At 43.3% G+C, this 18,006-nt stretch carries 13 protein-coding genes and 1 pseudogene; 13 read left to right on the plus strand and 1 reads right to left on the minus strand.

Annotation, left to right across the window (positions count from 1 at the left end; genetic code table 11):
- The first annotated feature begins 78 nt into the window (after positions 1–78).
- From HMPREF9124_RS04350 to HMPREF9124_RS04395, 11 genes and pseudogenes are all read left to right on the plus strand, one after another.
- Positions 79–1,026, plus strand: coding sequence for an L-lactate dehydrogenase (locus tag HMPREF9124_RS04350; protein ID WP_036597977.1), 948 nt, complete (start codon positions 79–81; stop codon positions 1,024–1,026).
- Positions 1,027–1,267: 241 nt separating this feature from the next.
- Entirely contained in the window at positions 1,268–2,236 is a 969-nt protein-coding gene (locus tag HMPREF9124_RS04355) for a hypothetical protein (protein WP_009427989.1), read from the plus strand.
- Positions 2,221–2,964, plus strand: coding sequence for a hypothetical protein (locus tag HMPREF9124_RS04360; RefSeq protein ID WP_009428669.1), 744 nt, complete (start codon positions 2,221–2,223; stop codon positions 2,962–2,964). Before HMPREF9124_RS04355 ends, HMPREF9124_RS04360 begins: the two co-directional genes overlap by 16 nt.
- A gap of 618 nt (positions 2,965–3,582) precedes the next feature.
- On the plus strand, positions 3,583–4,794 hold the full coding sequence (gene trpB, locus HMPREF9124_RS04365) for a tryptophan synthase subunit beta (RefSeq protein ID WP_036597979.1): 1,212 nt from the start codon (positions 3,583–3,585) through the stop codon (positions 4,792–4,794).
- Positions 4,795–5,226: 432 nt separating this feature from the next.
- Positions 5,227–5,372, plus strand: a pseudogene (locus HMPREF9124_RS12835) (MerR family DNA-binding transcriptional regulator); the annotation flags it as partial.
- 48 nt (positions 5,373–5,420) lie between these two features.
- A complete protein-coding gene (locus HMPREF9124_RS04370; protein ID WP_334290663.1) occupies positions 5,421–5,960 on the plus strand; it encodes a TipAS antibiotic-recognition domain-containing protein in 540 nt (179 codons plus the stop codon).
- Positions 5,961–6,119: 159 nt separating this feature from the next.
- Complete coding sequence (locus tag HMPREF9124_RS04375; RefSeq protein WP_009428499.1) at positions 6,120–8,369, plus strand: tyrosine-protein phosphatase; 2,250 nt, start codon at positions 6,120–6,122, stop codon at positions 8,367–8,369.
- A 186-nt stretch (positions 8,370–8,555) separates the two neighbouring features.
- Positions 8,556–9,599: a 3-deoxy-7-phosphoheptulonate synthase gene (locus HMPREF9124_RS04380; protein WP_009429091.1), complete on the plus strand. Its 1,044-nt coding sequence runs from the start codon at positions 8,556–8,558 to the stop codon at positions 9,597–9,599.
- A 114-nt stretch (positions 9,600–9,713) separates the two neighbouring features.
- Positions 9,714–10,754, plus strand: a complete 1,041-nt coding sequence (locus HMPREF9124_RS04385; protein WP_009428004.1) for a 3-deoxy-7-phosphoheptulonate synthase — start codon at positions 9,714–9,716, stop codon at positions 10,752–10,754.
- 110 nt (positions 10,755–10,864) lie between these two features.
- Entirely contained in the window at positions 10,865–12,085 is a 1,221-nt protein-coding gene (gene tyrS / locus HMPREF9124_RS04390; protein ID WP_009428039.1) for a tyrosine--tRNA ligase, read from the plus strand.
- Between the two features lie 208 nt (positions 12,086–12,293).
- The gene (locus tag HMPREF9124_RS04395) at positions 12,294–12,839 is read left to right on the plus strand and encodes a hypothetical protein (protein WP_009428987.1); all 546 of its coding nucleotides are present in this window, start codon (positions 12,294–12,296) and stop codon (positions 12,837–12,839) included.
- A 97-nt stretch (positions 12,840–12,936) separates the two neighbouring features.
- On the opposite strand, the gene HMPREF9124_RS04400 is transcribed toward HMPREF9124_RS04395, so the two are convergent.
- Entirely contained in the window at positions 12,937–13,545 is a 609-nt protein-coding gene (locus tag HMPREF9124_RS04400) for a TetR family transcriptional regulator (RefSeq protein WP_009428458.1), read from the minus strand.
- Between the two features lie 135 nt (positions 13,546–13,680).
- Between HMPREF9124_RS04400 and HMPREF9124_RS04405 the strand changes: the two genes are divergently transcribed.
- Together HMPREF9124_RS04405 and HMPREF9124_RS04410 are read left to right on the plus strand one after the other, a co-directional pair.
- Positions 13,681–15,714, plus strand: a complete 2,034-nt coding sequence (locus tag HMPREF9124_RS04405; RefSeq protein ID WP_009428295.1) for a hypothetical protein — start codon at positions 13,681–13,683, stop codon at positions 15,712–15,714.
- Positions 15,715–17,868 (plus strand): efflux RND transporter permease subunit, encoded by a 2,154-nt coding sequence (locus HMPREF9124_RS04410; RefSeq protein WP_009427762.1) that lies wholly within the window; start codon positions 15,715–15,717, stop codon positions 17,866–17,868.
- The last annotated feature ends 138 nt before the right edge of the window (positions 17,869–18,006 follow it).

An 18,006-nucleotide genomic window follows, 5' to 3' on the forward strand; every position in this document is an offset into this window, starting at 1 on the left:
AAAATAAGGGAGCTTGAAGCTTTGACAAAAGAATCAAAGCAGATGATAAAGATAGAGAAGAAAGGGAAAGGAGAAGAGATGAATATTCAGGAAAGAAAAGTGGGGGTTATCGGTTGTGGTTTTGTGGGTTCCAGTTCCGCCTTTGCCCTCATGCAAAGCGGTCTTTTTTCAGAAATCGTTTTAAATGATGTGGATAGGGAAAGGGCGGAGGGAGAAGCACTCGATATCAGTCACGGACTTCCTTTTGCTAAGCCCATGAAGATTTATGCCGGAGATTATGATGATTTGATGGACTGCTCCATCATCGTGATCACTGCAGGCGCCGGGCAGAAGCCGGGAGAAACAAGGCTTGACTTGGTCAAGAAAAATGTAGGGATTTTCAAGAGTATTATACCGGAGATTGCCAAGAGAAAGTATGAGGGAATCTTACTCATTGTGGCAAATCCGGTGGACATTTTAACGTATGTGTCGGTGAAGCTCAGCGGTTTTCCGGAGAACAGAGTCTTCGGTTCAGGAACGGTACTCGATACCGCCAGACTGAAGTATCTTTTGGGAGAGCATTTGTCCATTGATAACCGTTCTGTCCATGCCTTTATTATCGGAGAGCACGGAGACAGTGAGATTGCCGCTTGGAGCAGTGCGAATGTTTCCGGTATTCCTCTAAATGATTTCTGCGAGCTGCGCGGTCACTTGGAGCATGATGCCTCCATGAAGCGGATTGCGGAGGATGTGAAGAACAGTGCCTACGAGATTATTGCGAAGAAAAAGGCAACTTATTACGGAATCGCGATGTCCGTTCGAAGAATTTGTGAGGCGATTATTCGTGATGAGAAGTCTATCCTGCCCGTTTCCAGCATGCAGCATGGAGAATACGGGATATCCGACGTCTCCTTAAGTGTTCCGGCGATTGTCGGAAGACAGGGTGTGGAGAGAGTGGTGCCAATTGATTTAAGTGAAGAAGAGAAAGAGGCACTTCAAGCTTCTGCCGATACCTTGAAGAAGGTAATCGATGATGCGTTTAACTAAGTGAATAAAAAAACAATATAGAAAAAAGCAATATAGAATAAAGTAAGATGCAGCTTCCGGAGAATAATCCGTTAGTTGCATTTTTTATTCTTAGCGAGTATTGATTGTAAGCATGCGATATCTCAAATGTCTAATAAAGAGATGGAAAAATTTAGAGGATATCCAATAATAATATATTTTTATTGAATAATAACATAGACTCTGTTATTATTTAATAAAAATAGTTATCGAGGTTAAATCCATGGAAATCTTAAATAAGAATATTTTTGGCTTGAACTTTCAAGCTGAGGAAATAAATACTAAAGGGCTTCCTGTGTTTATGACAGCACAGAGAAGCTTTTTTAGGATGTCATATAAAGAGACCGCCTTTCTTTTTGTGTACCTTTCGAAAGAAGAGAGGTTTGGGATTGTTGCTTTGGAGAAGCAGTTGTCATTTTTATCTGATAAATATGGCATCCCGATAGTTTTCGGATTTTCTGCAGTAACTAAATTACAGCGTGATAAGCTACTTGAAAGGAATATTCCATTTATCACGGATAATGGTCAACTATATTTACCGTTTCTTGGCATGATGCTGAATAATACATTTAAGAAAGAGAAAGAGACTAGACGGGATAAAATGATGCCGGTAACACAGCTGCTTTTTCTCTATATGTTCTATAAAAGCAAAGGACAGGCTGTAATGAAAAAAGATGCTGCGACTGCTATAGGGGTCACTAGGACTTCTATTACAAGGGCAAGTGAGCAACTGGCTGCAATGGGACTTATATCCCAGGAAATGCACGGTAAAGAATACTACATGAGAACTGATATATCAGGCTTTGCACTTTATAAAAAAGCGAAGCCATATCTAATCAACCCCATTCAACGTATATTGATAACGGAAACTAAAAATAGATATAGCGAATATGTATATTCCGGGGAATCGGCTCTTGCAAAGGTAACTATGTTAAATGAACCCAAAATACCGGTTCGGGCTGTATATAAAGCGGATTTTAAAGCAGATAATATAAAAGAGATTGATCCAAAATGGATAACAGAAGAGAAGTCGCTCTGTCTTGAGCTGTGGAAATATAATCCGGCAATGTTTGCAAATGATGGAATTGTGGATCCTGTTTCTCTGTCAAATTGCTTTGACGGAAATGCAGATGAAAGAATTGAAGAGGCAGTCGAGGAATATTTGGAGGGGCAGATATGGGGACAGAAATAAACAGCTTCATAGAAAAATTCAAGGATTATGCTGATTGCTATACGGTAATTGGCGGAACTGCATGCGATATACTTATGACGGAGGCAGGGACAGATTTTAGGGCGACAAAAGATATTGATATGATTTTGATTATGGAAGCAAGGTACAAGGAATTTGCTCATATATTCTGGGAGTTTATCATGGAGGGGGGATATCGCTTTGGCTGGAAAAACAGTGAAAAGGCACATTTCTACAGATTTACTGAACCGCGCTCCGGTTACCCTGCTATGATAGAACTGTTTTCCAGAGAGCCTAATTATATCAATTTTATTCCAGATGGAATTATTCCGATACATATTGATGAAGATACTTCAAGCCTTTCTGCAATTTTGCTCAATGATGACTACTATAAATTTATGCTCACCGGAAGAAGGGTTGTTTCGGGAATAAGTGTTCTTGATACGGAGCATCTGATTCCATTTAAGATGTATGCTTGGCTGGATCTGAAGGACAAAAAAGCAAGAGGTGAACATGTGAATGAACGAGATTTGAAAAAACATAAATATGATGTTTTTCGGCTTCTACAGATAGCTCGTAGAGATAATAAAATCGAAACGAATGGTATTGTGCGTGAAAATATAATCAGATTTATGGAAGAAATCAGAATGGAAAATATTCCATTTATACAGTTGTTATTGCCATTTGAAATGCAAGAGGCATTAGCTTATCTGGGAGAAATATACAGATGATTAATATTCGTAAGATTATTTTGCTTGACAGCTCTTATACTTCCGTGTAAAATCCGTTCTCAACAACTGAATATTGTAAACCGTTGAGGTGGAGATAACGGCAACGATGCCTTTACAGAGAACCCGCGATGCTGAGAATCGGGTAAGAAACAAATTGTCAAATGGACCACTGAGGGTGCAGGGAAACGGATTTTTCCGGAGTATTCTGCAACGTGTAGGGATACGTGAGTTCCCGGGGATATGTTGGTATCCTGCTAAGCGGCGCAGCGTAAGCTGTGAATCAAGGTGGCACCGCGGATAGATTATTTGTTTATTCGTCCTTGGCAAAGAAACTTTCTTTGCCGGGGACTTTTTGTATTTACCGAGACGGAAAAGTTTACGATGTTCTGTAAGCTTGCTTACAAAGAACATTAAAAACTTTTCCGGATCGCCCCTGACATGAGCACGAAGAAGCACAGAAGTGCTTTGGGAGTGCGAATGTCAGGCAGGAATCGAAAAAGCACGCAGTGCGAACGATTCCGTAAATACTATCATCTCCTTGGTAAAGAACATCACATTTACCGACCCCGGAAAAAGGCGGGGAAGAAAAAGGAGGAAAGAATTATGCAGCTTAACAATGTGGATTTTGAGACTTATTTAAAGAACTACCCGGATGCAAACGGCTATTTTGGAAAGTACGGCGGAGCGTATATTCCCGAGGAATTAAAGAAGGCCATGGAGGAAATTAACCATGCCTATGAAACCATTTCCAAGTCCAGAAAGTTTATTGCGGAGTTGAGACGAATTCGTAAGGAGTTCCAAGGTAGACCGACTCCCATTTCTCACTTGGAGAGACTCTCCGAGAAAATCAATACCGGTGTACAGCTTTATGTGAAGCGTGAGGATTTAAATCATACCGGTGCCCACAAGCTAAACCACTGCATGGGTGAGGTGCTTCTTGCGAAATACATGGGAAAAAAGAAGGTTATTGCAGAGACCGGTGCAGGACAGCACGGTGTGGCTCTGGCTACCGCAGCAGCATACTTCGGCATGGAGTGCGACATTTACATGGGTGCGGTAGACATCAAGAAGCAGGCACCGAATGTAGCCAGAATGAAGATTCTCGGTGCAAGAGTAGTAGAGGTAAATGATGGTCTCGCCACGCTGAAAGAGGCGGTGGATGCCGCATTCCTCGCGTACATGAAGGAATATAAGGATGCCATTTACTGTATCGGATCCGTAGTGGGACCGCATCCCTTCCCCATGATGGTGAGAGATTTCCAGAGTGTAGTGGGAATCGAGGCAAGAGAGCAGTTCCTTGATATGACCGGAGAGCTTCCGGACGCTATCGTAGCCTGCGTGGGAGGCGGATCGAACGCCATGGGACTTTTCTCCGGATTCTTAAATGATCCGGTGACGATTTACGGCGTAGAACCCTTGGGAAGAGGCACCGCACTCGGAGATCATGCGGCAAGCCTTACCTACGGAGAAGAAGGAATTATGCACGGCTTTAACAGCATTATGTTAAAGGATGAAAAGGGAGAGCCGGCACCGGTATATTCCGTAGCGAGCGGTCTCGATTATCCGTCCTCCGGTCCGGAGCACGCCTTCTTACATGATATCGGAAGAGTAAAGTATGATGTGGTAACCGATGATGAAACGATTGATGCATTTTTCACCCTTTCCAGAATGGAGGGCATCATTCCGGCGATAGAAAGCTCTCATGCCGTGGCGTATGGCATGAAGCTTGCAAAGACGATGAACAAGGGCTCCATCCTCATCAACCTCTCCGGAAGAGGAGACAAGGATATGGACTATATCCTGGAAAAATACGGGACACGCTCTCGCTAACCTCGCCTGACTGAGCAGTAGTCTTGTTGACTACTGCTCACTTTGCTTTGCAAAGCAACTTCTTAAAGAAGTTGGTCTTGTACAGGACAACTTTTCTGAAGAAATGTTTGTCCTTTCGTAGGGGATACTAAGCGAAAAACTGCATTTCATTTGTTTTTCGCAAGTACCCACGGGCTCAGATTGTCCCGCAGCAAACCTGCATAGCAATAAATAGCACTGCTTTAATTTTTACAGTCTCTTTTTTATTCATAACGACTATCGCTCGTAAAGCGTAACTTCTCATTATAAACCGATTGCGTAAGTTCTATAGTTTCGATTTTACATCTATTCCTCTTTAAACTGTAATACAAAAAATTTTTCGAAGTTAGAAAAAAGCTATTGACTATAACGTAATGTAATAGCTTATAGTCTTCCTTGTTGGGAGGTGATTAGATGTATTTGATCAAATATGTTAGTGAAATTAGTGGTGTATCGGTGCGCACTTTACATCATTATGATGAGATTGGGTTACTGTCTCCTCAAAAAAAGAAAATGGTTATAGGTATTATTCCGAGGAGGATATATCATTCCTGCAAATGATATTGTTCTATAAGTACTTGGGATTTTCCTTAAAGAAGATAAAAGAATTGTTAAAAAAAGAGGATGGGGAAGTACTAAATCATCTAAAGGCTCAGCTCAAATTAATGCAAAAAGAAAAACAAAAGCTCCTAACTTTGATAGAAACATTGGAAAAGACAATAGAATCAGAAGAAAGGAAGGTTTCCATGCCTACAAAAGAGAAATTTAAAGGGTTTAGCTATCAAGATAATCAAAAATATAAGCAAGCTGCTATAGACCTCTATGGCCGAGAAGTGATTGAAGAGACAATTCAAAAACAAAAAGGAAAAGAACAAGAAATAACCGATGGATTTAATAGAATATTCTTTGCTTTTTCTGAAAATAAGTCAAATGGATTGAGTGCCACGGCGCAAGAAAATATACAATTAGCGGAAGAACTTCATAAACATTTATGCAGATATGCATTTGATTGCCCAATAGATGTATTTTCAAGCATCGCTTATGGATATGTTCAGAATAAAGAATTCAAAAACAACTTAGATCAGTTTGGAGATGGAACAGCACAATATGTATGCGATGCCGTTCAACAATATGTAAAAGAGCAATAAGATTAAAAACTTCTTTTCACTACTTCAAACTGCGGCACTTCTTCTTGAAGAATAAATACGGTATAATACTCTATAGATTAGGAAAAGAATAGTTTATTTTGTACATTTATCCTAAGTTCCTTAGGATATGCAGTTATCTTTATAAAAGGAGGAAGAGCTATGCATGTGAAGAAGTGGAAACCCGGGCTATGGATATTTTTACTCTGTAGCCTTATTTTAGTGCAATTGGAGGCTTTTGCCGGAATCAGGATGCCGATGGCGTCTCCGACTCTGCTTGCCACTGTCTCCGGCACTGCGGAATCTACCGCGGAAACGCTGAACGCGAAGGTTACGGAAGTGGAGAAATTCGGGAATGTGGTCCTTGATTTATCGGAGGAAAGGCTCTATCAGGCGGGCTATCAAGTAGGAGATCTCTTGAGCCTAAAGCTGAAGGATGAGGAGCTTATCCTTCCCCTTTGTACCTCTTACAGTGATGTGGATACGGGAAAACTCTTATTCCGCGATGATACAGGGAAGAAGAGACTGCTTGTAGCCATCAATATGGGAAATTTTGCGAAGAATTACAATGTTTCCGTAGGGGATGAACTTCGGTTTTCTTTAAAGGAAAAGGGTGGCTATCAGGACGAGCTCATGATTCGAAAGCTTACGAGAACCAATAATCGTGCGGACTACTCCTCCGATAGCGTATTTGCTAACTTCCGGGCGGTTGTCGGAAAAGGGATGCCTCTCGGCATTTTATACCGAAGCTCCAATCCCATTGACAATCAATTCGGAAGAGCGGCCTATGCGGATAAGCTCTGTGAAGCCTTCGGGATTCAGACGGTTCTAAACCTTGCGGACAGTGAGGAAGAGGCGAAGGCTCTTACGAAGAAGGACGGTTTTGCCTCCCCCTATTACAAGAGCTTGATGGATAAGGGAAATGTGATTTACCTGAACATGGGCGTGGATTTGGACAGCGAGGACTTTGGCAATAAGCTTGTGGAAGGACTTCGTTTCTTAAGTCAACATGAGGGGCCGTATCTTATTCATTGTACGGAAGGAAAGGACAGAGCCGGTTTTGCAACAGCTATCGTTTCCGCCTTTATGGGCTCAGACCTATCCGAGCTGGAAAAAGATTATATGTTAAGCTTCGAGAATTTCTTCGGCGTAGAGGAAAACAGTGAGAAATATACAAGAATTTTCAACAGCAACCTCTACCAGTCCTTAAAGAAAATGGCAAAGGGAAAGGATCCGAAGAGCACGGATTTAAAGCTTGCAGCGGAAGAATTTTTGGCAGCACACGGCATGAGCAAAGAAGAAATGACGGCTGTTCGGGAAAAACTTGCTAAAGAAGCGACTCTTCCAAAGCCGAGCGTTTCCGGAACGGTGGAAAGTGTAGAGAAATACGGCCACTTGGAGACGGACATTTCCATTTCCGACTTTAATGCTCTGGGCTTTACACTCGGAGATATGGTTTCCGTACAAATGGATAACGGCTATTCCTTCTACGCACCTTATGTAGACGGATATCTGGTCAATGCAGGGGATCCTCTCGTTCGTGCTTATCCCGGAAAAGAAAAGATTGCGCTTTGCATTAACTATGGAAAATTAAATCAGGTAGCAAAGGCGGATAAGGGTACAAAGGTAAGGCTTTTCCTGCAGAAAAAGGGAGCTTATCTTGAACAGTACGCTATCCGAAAACTGACAAGGAGTAACAACAGGGCAGATTATGCCAGTGACGAAATCTTTGCGAACTTTAGAAATATCAAGACTACCGGCATCAAAAAGGGCGTTCTCTACCGTTCTTCCAGTCCCATAAACAATGAGCTCGGTCGTGCGGCAATTGCGAATAAGCTTATGGAAAAGCACGGCATCAAGACGGTTGTGAACCTGGCGGACAGTCAGAAAAATATTGACACCTATCTTTCCAAAGAAGATTTTCAGTCTCCGTATTATAAGAGTCTTTTAGACAGCGGAAATGTGGCGCTTTTAAATCTCGGGCTAAATTTCCGTGCGGTAGAGTTCAGAAAAGGCATTACGGACGGGGCAAGGTTTATCCTGGAGCATGACGGTCCTTATCTTTTCCATTGTACGGAAGGAAAGGACAGAACAGGCTTTATGGCCGTATTCTTAGAGTCCTTAGCTGGTGCCGATGCAAAAGAAATCAAGGCGGACTATATGGAAAGCTATACGAATTTCTTCCATGTGAAAAAAGGCACAAAGCAGTATAAGCTGATTGAAGAAGATGTTATCGGCATGATGGAATCCATTTCCGGATCCAAAGATGTTTCGAAGAAAGCCTTACAGGAAGGCGCGATGAATATGCTTCGGGACTATGATTTTACGGAATATGAGATACAGGGCTTAAAGGATCGGCTTGCCGGAAAAGCCTATGTGGAGCCGACAGTAGACGGTAAAAACGCTGCATAAACGAGATATCGAACGCTTTATGCACGATACTCGTTATGAATAAGCTCTCTCAGGCTTCGCCTGCAGCACTTGTTAAGAATGGGATGATAAAAGTAAGGTGTCATAGGATTATGACACCTCTTTTCTTGCACATTTTCCGAACTTTCTATATACTCTACAAAATAAAAAAGAGAGGAGTAAGAGGCTATGGGATTTACATTATTACATCGATTACCGTCCGCGGAAGAGGTTAGAAAAGAGTATCCCCTGTCAGAGAAGCTGACAGAGATAAAGGCGAAAAGGGATGAAGAAATCAAGGCAATTTTTAAAGGAGAAAGCAAGAAGTTTCTTCTCGTTATCGGGCCCTGCTCTGCAGATCACGAAGATCCGGTGCTGGAATACTGCCATAGATTAAAGGAAGTGGCCAAGGAAGTGGAAGACCGGATTTTTATTGTTCCGCGTATCTATACAAACAAACCCAGAACTACGGGTGAGGGTTATAAGGGCATGCTTCATCAGCCGGATCCGGAGAAACGTCCCAACTTAACCGAGGGAATTTATGCAATTCGGAAGCTTCATATGAAGGTTTTGGAAGAGACCGGTTTTTCTACTGCAGATGAAATGCTTTATCCGGATAACCTCACCTATCTTTCCGACATGATGAGCTATGTTGCAGTCGGTGCACGTTCGGTAGAAAACCAACAGCACAGGCTCGTGGCGTCCGGTATTGATGTGCCGGTCGGAATGAAGAATCCGACCTCGGGAGATCTCGGCGTCATGCTGAACTCCATTTATGCGGGACAGCACGGCTATGAATTTATTTTCCGCGAATGGGAAGTGAAGACGGACGGAAATCCCTATACGCACGCGATTATGCGAGGCTCGCAGAATAAGCACGGGCAAATGCTTGCGAACTACCACTATGAGGACTTAAAGCTCTTACATTCTCTCTATGAGAAGAAGGAACTCTTTCATCCCGCGGTGATAGTGGATACAAACCATTGCAATTCCGGAAAGAAGTATAAAGAGCAGCTTCGTATCGCGCATGAGGTCATGCACTCCAGAAAATACTCGACGGAACTGGCCCATTTTGTAAAGGGGCTTATGGTGGAGTCCTATCTTTTAGAGGGTTCCGCAAAGGTGGAAGAGCATATTTTAGGAAAATCGATTACCGACCCCTGTATCGGCTGGGACGACACTCTGCGCTTGATTTCCAATATTTACGACTACCAGAGTCAGACGAAGTATTGATTCTTAACGAGTATCGTGCGCAAAGCGTGCGATATCTCGTTTGAGATTGCCCCTTTCTTGCACTTTTATGGCTCTTCCTATATACTTTTAGGAGCTTAAAGAGAGGGGGAAATCATGGGATTTTCGTTCTTAAATCAATTACCGACAACGGAAGAAGTGAAGAAGCAGTATCCCTTGTCTAAGGAACTCATTGAGCAAAAGGCAAAGAGAGATGCGGAGATTAAGTCTATTTTCAGGGGAGAAAGTAAGAAATTTCTCCTTGTCATAGGACCTTGTTCCGCAGACCATGAGGATCCTGTGCTGGAGTATTGCCATAGGTTAAAAGAAGTGGCCAAGGATGTAGAGGATCAGATTTTTATTGTGCCGCGAATTTATACCAATAAACCCAGAACCACGGGAGAGGGCTATAAGGGCATGCTTCATCAGCCCGATCCGGAAAAACGGGCTAATCTTACAGAAGGGATTCTTGCGATTCGTCATATGCACATCAGGGTTTTGGAGGAATGCGGTTTTTCGACGGCAGATGAAATGCTGTATCCGGACAATCATACCTATCTCGATGATGTATTATCTTATGTGGCGGTTGGAGCTCGTTCCGTTGAAAATCAGCAACATAGAATGGTAGCATCGGGGGTGGATGTGCCTGTTGGAATGAAGAATCCGACATCGGGAGATCTGGGAGTCATGCTGAACTCCATTTATGCCGCAGAACACGGACACGATTTTATCTTCTGGGAATGGGAGGTACAAACCGGCGGAAATCCTTTTGCTCATGCCATTATGCGAGGCTCACAGAGTAAGCATGGGCAAATGGTGCCGAATTATCATTATGAGGATTTGAAGCTTCTGCATTCTCTCTACACGGAAAAGAAACTGCCGAATCCGGCTGTGGTAGTGGATACCAATCATTGTAATTCCGGAAAAAAGTACAAGGAGCAGTTGCGAATTGCACAGGAAATCATGCACTTTAGAAAGTATTCCGAAGAACTGAGAAGCTTTGTAAAGGGACTGATGGTGGAATCTTATCTTCTTGAGGGTTCTGCCAGGGTGGAAGAGCATATTTTGGGGAAATCCATAACGGATCCCTGCATCGGCTGGGACGATACGTTGCGTCTCATTTCCACTGTATATGAATATCAGGCACTGAACCGATAAAGTTTATTTTTGAAAAAAATGAAGAAGCGAGTCTATCGCATGGAAGATACGGAAGCATTTCATTGCATGAAAGAATGATATAGAAGAAAGAGATTTTTGGGGAGGAAAATATGGGTGTATACGAGGAACTGCAGGATAGAGGATTAATTGCCCAGGTTACGGATGAGAAAGAAGTCCGCGAGATGGTAAACAGCGGAAAGGCGATTTTTTATATCGGCTTTGATCCGACTGCGGATTCTCTCCATGTAGGCCATTTTATGGCACTTTGCCTGATGAAAAGACTGCAGATGGCGGGAAACCGACCGATAGCCTTAATGGGGGGCGGAACGGGTATGATTGGAGACCCTTCCGGAAGGACAGATCTTCGAAAGGTACTTACTGTAGAGGAAATTGATCACAATATCGCCTGCTTTAAGGAGCAGATGAGCCGTTTTATCGATTTTTCCGAAGGAAAAGCGATTCTGGTAAATAACGGAGACTGGCTTCGTAACTTAAATCTTATGGAGTTCTTACGGGAGGCGGGACCGCATTTCTCCGTAAATGAGATGCTGAGAGCACGTTGCTATGTGAACCGTCTGGCAAACGGCCTTTCCTTCCTGGAATTTTCCTATATGCTCATGCAAGGCTACGACTTCTACCGCCTCTATGAGGACTACGGCTGTAATATGGAGTTCGGCGGTGACGACCAGTGGAGCAATATGCTTGCCGGAACGGAGCTCATCCGTAAGAAGCTTGGAAAAGACGCCCATGCGATGACGATAACCCTCTTAACCAATAAGGAAGGAAAGAAAATGGGTAAGACCGCAAGCGGTGCGGTTTGGCTTGATCCGAAGAAGACGAGTCCTTATGACTTCTATCAGTACTGGAGAAATGTGGACGATGCGGATGTGGGAAAGTGCCTTCGTCTTCTTACCTTTATTCCGATGGAGGAAATTCGGGAGATGGACAAGTGGGAAGGGGCGGCGCTCAATAAGGCGAAGGCTGTTCTTGCCTTCCATTTAACAGAGCTTGTGCACGGTACGGAGGAAGCAAAGAAGGCGGAAGAGGCGGCCAAGTCTCTCTTTGCCGGAGCCGGTGCTTCAGCCAATGTCCCAAGCTATACTCTTTCCAAGGAAGAATATGAAGACGGTGTAGATGTTTTAAACCTTTTGGTTCTCACAGGCCTTGCACCTTCCAAGGGAGAGGCAAGAAGAAACGTGCAGCAGGGCGGTGTAAGCTTTGCCGGAGAAAAGGTGACGGATATCGGAAGAGTTTTCCGTCCTGAAGAACTCTCCGGAGAGCCTCTATTACAAAAAGGAAAGAAGAACTTTGTGAAAGTGTTGTACTGCTAAGTCTTTATCTTACAGAAAGTTTACGATTTATCTACAAAAAAGGACTTTTCTTGCATTGAAAAATAAATCCAGTTATAATTTTCCGGAGTTAACAAGTTGTTAACTCCGGTTTTTTGACGGAATTCATAAGAGTCGGGTGTTGTGGTATTAAGCCGTTTGCCGTTTTGTGAGGACTCTATTTCGCTATAATATAGATTTAGGAGAAAGTATGTTTAGAAAGCTAGTAATGACTTTTCTTCTTCTCAGTTTTTCCTGCTTTGGTCTGATGAGTTTTGCGGGAGGGAAGAATGTTGTAGAAAGCGATTTACCGTATGTTGACGGGAAAGTCAATGATCCGGTAAGCAAGTCGGCGCGTACCGCCTATATCTTTACCGAGAATCCTACCTTGTCTCTCAATCTTTCTGAGGGACAAAAGGTGGAAATCGTGAGCTACTGTAATTCTTATTTGAAATCGGAAGACAGAGGGATTCGTAATCGTCTGATGAAGAAGACTCTGACCGCCGGAGAAAAGTTTACGCTTCTTCCCGAGGAAGAGTACCAGGCGGCGAAAGAGGACGGTAGTCTGTATAATACGGCGGATCATTGCTATGTGCTTCGCGTATATGAGGATGGATCCGATCGCTATGAAGAATACTACTTCGGAATTGTAGAAGAAGATATTTTTAAGGATTATCAGGAGAAGGCGAAGGAAAAAGAGCTTCTCTTAAAGCAGAAATTAAATCAGTACGGACCGGCTGCCGTAAAAAAAGGCTAGAATGAGCAAGATAAACGAGATGCATAGAGCAATACTCGTTAGGAATCGAAAAGGGATAGACAGAGTGTAGGTTTTCTATACTCTGTCTATTTTTTTCTTAACGAGTATCGCTCGCATATCGTGCGAGATCTCGTTCTCCAAATTCCATAAGACCCGCGGTAATGCTGGCTTTCAGATAGCGCAAAATAAATTGAATAAATTCATCCCTCTTGTAAGAGATTTCTTTTTGAAAATAAAGAAGGAGAAGACGCCAGATATCGCTAATGGAAAGCTCTGTAAGAATCTGCAGCTCTTTTTCCGAAATCGCAACGCCGGTCTCACAAATCCCGATTTTCATGGCCCACGAGGCAAGCTGCTCCAACTCCCGGTACAAGACACGTTCAAGAGTGACTCTACCGACGGAATCTTTAATACAGTTTAAAAGATGTCGGTGCTTTTCGATGGAGTCCAATACATCATTTAGGGCATTTTCATAATCTCGATTATTCTGAATTTCCGTAATAAGCTTATTACTCTCTCTACTGATTACCCATTCCAAAAGACCGTAGATATCCGGAAAATAATAATAAAAGGTTTTCCGATTGACCTCTGCTTTTTCGATAATTTCCTTCACGGTGATTTTATCCAGCGCCTTCTCTTCCATTGCACTAATTAGGGCAGTGGCAAGCTTTTCCTTGGTTCTTTCTCGAAGTTCACAATTTTTCACAATTTACCCCACATTTGTCCGGTATTGTCCGTTTTCTTTCTTTTTCAAGCTGATATTATACTACTCGTTGCCTGTAGTTTAAAGGAAGAGATGGCGGAATAAGAGGAACGCAAATAGAGAAAGGGAGGAAAGAAGATGAAAAAGAATACGATGAACAGAAATAAAGAAATAAAGATAGAAATGAATAAAGAAACAAAAGATGCAAAAAGAAAAATCGGTAAAAAGGAGAGACTTATGAAGGGTGTTGCCATTGTGCTGGTACTTTCGCAGGTGCTCCTGCTCCCGATGATGGCCCTTGCATCGGAAGAAAATCCTCGCTATCACGAAAACTATTATGCCCTCTTAAGTCCTACGGGAGAGCTGAAGCAGAGTTCGGTGGTCAGACAGTATGAAGCCAGAGGGATGCAAACTGTCACGGATTACGGAAAATACAGCAGTATTAAAAACTTAAGTAACGGCGTGGATGCGGAGTCGGATGGAGAACGCCATGTCTTTCACTTTCCAAATGGAGCACCGGAGACCTTATATATCGAGGGGGAGACAAGCGAGCCTTTCGCCATTCTTCCTTGGAAAATAGCGATTACTTACGAGTTAAACGGCTTGGAAGTGGACCCCTCCGTGCTTGCAGGCGAAAAGGGCCTCGTAAAAATTCATGTTGATTTTACAAGGAATCCGAATGCACAGGACTATGCCAAGAAAAACTATGTGCTCATTGCCAGGGCAAACTTTTCCATGGAAGATATCCTTTCTTTAAAGGCGGAGAAGGCGGAAGTTGTAACCCTCGGAGAGAAAAAGGAAGTGATGTTTGTCCTTCTTCCGGGAGAGGAAGACAGCTTTGATATCGAGGTGGGAAGCAATTCCTTCAGCTTTGACGGCCTGCAGTTTCAGATGATGCCGCTTCGTTCCGCCCAGGTGGAGAAAATAAAGGATATACAGGATTCGAAAAAGGATATGGAGGATTCCTATCAAGCTTTAAAAGATGCGGGAAATGACCTTCTTTCGAATATGGAGTCTTCCCGAAAATCCCTTCGTGACATGGAAAAGAGTCTGAATGATGCAAATGCTTCTGTGAAATCCATACAGGAGGAAGGAAAAGCATTTCAAGAGGAAAGAGATAAGAGTTACGATTCCTTGGACAAACTTACGGAGAGCTTAACACCCGTAAACGGAAACATCAGTGACTTAACAGCCACAATTGGAGACACCAAGAAGAATATTGACGGGAGAAAAGACAGCATTAATCGGATACAGAACAGCTTAAGAGACCTGGAAGAATCTCTTACAGAGCTTCGATCCGATGTGCCGAATACCGCGAAAATCGAGGAAGCAAAAGGAACAGTCAATGCTTTAAACGGCATGCTGGACAGTTCGAGACAGGAAACGACAGCGGAAGTGATTAGTGCTTTAGACCAAAAGCTTCAGGGAAATCCTCTGCATGATACTATTATGAATCTCGTGCAGGGTTATTCCGGGCTTTCCGAGAAGGAAGAAGCTACGAAAAAGCAGCTTCGTACCTTACTTTCCGATAAAATTACACCTCAACTTGACGCCCTTTCTTCCGATACGCGTTCCGGAATGAGTACGGGGATAGACGGACTTTCCACTTTGGAAGATAGTCTGGAAGAAGTGAAGACTCTGCAGTCGGATCTGACAAAAGCGGCGACTACGGCGGAGGAACTCGGAAAAAATGCCAATGTTTTGCTGGAAAACAGCCAAATTGCGATGCAGGACCTTACAGGAGCGCTTCGCAGTCAAGACTCATATTTAAGAGGAAAGAGAGAGGAAGTCTATAAAAATCTGGAAAGGAACCTGGATTCTGCAAGCTCCGCTGTGCGCCAGGGAGAAGCAGCCCTCGGCTCCACAAAGAGCATGCAGACAGCGAAGGACACGATGGAGGATCTCATTGAGAGTAAGTGGGAAGAAAATACGGGAGAAAAGACGAACCTTTTTGAAATGGACCCGGACAGAGCGCCGGAGTCTCTGGTTTCCGGGGAAAATGAGAATATTGTCGATGTTGCCGTAACGCTTCGTACGGAAGAAATCAAGGTGGATAAATCCAAGGAAAAAACGGAGGAATCGGATGCGGAACCCGGTGTTTGGGAAAAAATAGCAGCAGTATTTGCAAAAATGTTTTCCGGACTCGGAAAGCTCTTTAAAGGAGGAAAGTAGATGTCCTTTAGTGAAAAATGTGCAAATTTTATCGTGAAAAAGAGAGAAAAAATCGGTCTTGGATTTTTGTTGATGCTCATCGTTTCTTTGTTTCTCTCCTTTTTTGTGGAAATCAATTATGACTTAAGTAAATATCTTCCGGACTGGTCTTTGACACAGCAGGGAATTCACAAGATGGAAGAGACCTTCGGCTATCCGGGTACAGCGCGTGTGATGATTAAGAATGTCACAATGGGAGAGGCCTTAAACTATAAAAATCAGATTGAAGAGATTTCCGGAGTAGACCGGGTGAGCTTTCATACCGGGGAAAACGGTGCCTTTGCGCCGAACTATATGGAGGGAAAGACGGAGGACCTGGACTATAAGGACGGAAATGCCCTCTTTCATATCGTTTTTGTAAATGGGGACAGTGACTTAAAAACAAAGGCCGCTGTACAAGAAATTGAGGATTTACTGGGGGATAAGGCGGTTTATGCGGGACTTGCGGTACAAAGTAAAACCGTAGAGGAGCAGGTAAGCGGACAGATGGGCTTTATCCTTGGGCTCGGCATCACCTTCATTTTCCTGATACTTCTTCTGATGACCAATTCCTATGGGGAACCGATTCTCTTCCTGCTGACCATCCTTGTAGCGGTGGGATTAAACAGAGGGACCAACGTCTTTCTCGGAAAAGTTTCCTTTATCACGAACAACGTGGCGGCAATTTTACAAATTGCCGTATCCATGGACTATGCCATTTTCCTCCTGCACTCCTTTGAGCTTGGTCTTTCCAAGGGAATGGAGAAGGAAAAAGCTTTAAGTTTTGCGGTGGGGAAGTCATTAAATACCATTTTGGCTTCTTCCCTTACGACGGTAGGCGGTTTTCTTGCGCTTTGTGCAATGCAGTTCGGAATCGGTATGGACATGGGACTTGTACTGGCAAAGGGAGTTGTTTTGAGCCTTCTTACGGTTATCTTTTTTATGCCGGCGCTTCTTCTTAGGATGTGGAACTTTGTGGAGAAGACAAGACACAAGTCATTTCTCCCTTCCTTTCGAAGCCTTTCGAATCTTGCCTACCATGTAAGCCCTCTGGTTTTAGTGTTAACGCTTCTTTTGGCGTTTCCCCTAAATATCATGCAGGGCATGAATAACTTCCGCTTTAGCAGTTCCGCAGTGGTTATGGGAGAGGGAACGAAGATTTCCGAAATGGCGGAGGAGATAGATTTCGTCTTCGGGGAAGAAAATCTTCTCATTGCGATTTATCCTTCCGGAAGAAACGATATGGAATCGGCTCTGGGAGGAACACTCAAGTCTCTTCCCTTTGTGAAGTCCGTTCAATCTTTAAGCACTGCTCTTCCGGAGGGCGTTCCGGAGTTTATGACACCGAAATCTTCTCTTGACCTTGTTCGAAAGGACGGGTACAGCCGTATGGTCATTACCTTAAATCTTCCGGGAGAAAGTGAAGCCTCTTACAAGGCGGTGAATACGGTTCGGCAGATTTTAAAAGACTATACGGGATCGGACAGCTATTTGGTAGGAGATACGACGGCTACGATGGATATGGAAAATATTCTCCGCAGCGATAATGCCCGGGTAAATACCATTTCGCTTATCATCATTTTCCTTGTCGTGATGTTCTCCTTTAAGTCGGCACTTTATGCCTTCGTTGCCATGGTTCCCATAGAAATGGCGATTATGACCAATATGTCCTTCTCTTATCTGGAAGGCAGTCAAATGATTTTCATTGGTTTCGTAGTGGTGTCCAGTATTCAGCTTGGCGCAACGGTGGACTATGCCATTTTGGCCCTGGACCACTTTAAAGAGGAGAGGGAAAAGAAGGAAAGAAAAGAAGCGATTTCCGCAGCAATTCGGAAGAGCCTCTCTTCCCTCCTCGTTTCCGGCTCTATTCTCACCGTAGTGGGCTATGTCATTTACTTTATTTCTTCCGTACCGGCAATCGGACAGCTTGGAAAGCTGATTGGAAGAGGTGCACTTTGCTCTCTCTTCTATGTCGTATTTCTACTTCCGGGCCTCCTTCGCGTACTGGACAAGGCTTTGATACGAAAGGAAAAAATAAAGGAAGTTGTGAAAGAAAAGAGGGAGAAGTTGAAAGAAAGCGAGGAAATACAAGAAAAACAAGAAGTACTAGAAATACAAGAGAAAAAAACGACTTAATCCGCATTGCCCTTCCGGAAAAAATCTTTTATAATGGGTCTCCTTGGAGTAAAGGGAAGTGTATTCGAGAAAAACTGCTTTAACTTGTAGAGTTTCTATTCTGTAGAGTTTCTTCTATGGGAGAGAAGGAAAAGGGGA

It is taken from the genome of Oribacterium sp. oral taxon 108 str. F0425 (assembly GCF_000214455.1).
Classification (GTDB): domain Bacteria; phylum Bacillota; class Clostridia; order Lachnospirales; family Lachnospiraceae; genus Oribacterium; species Oribacterium asaccharolyticum.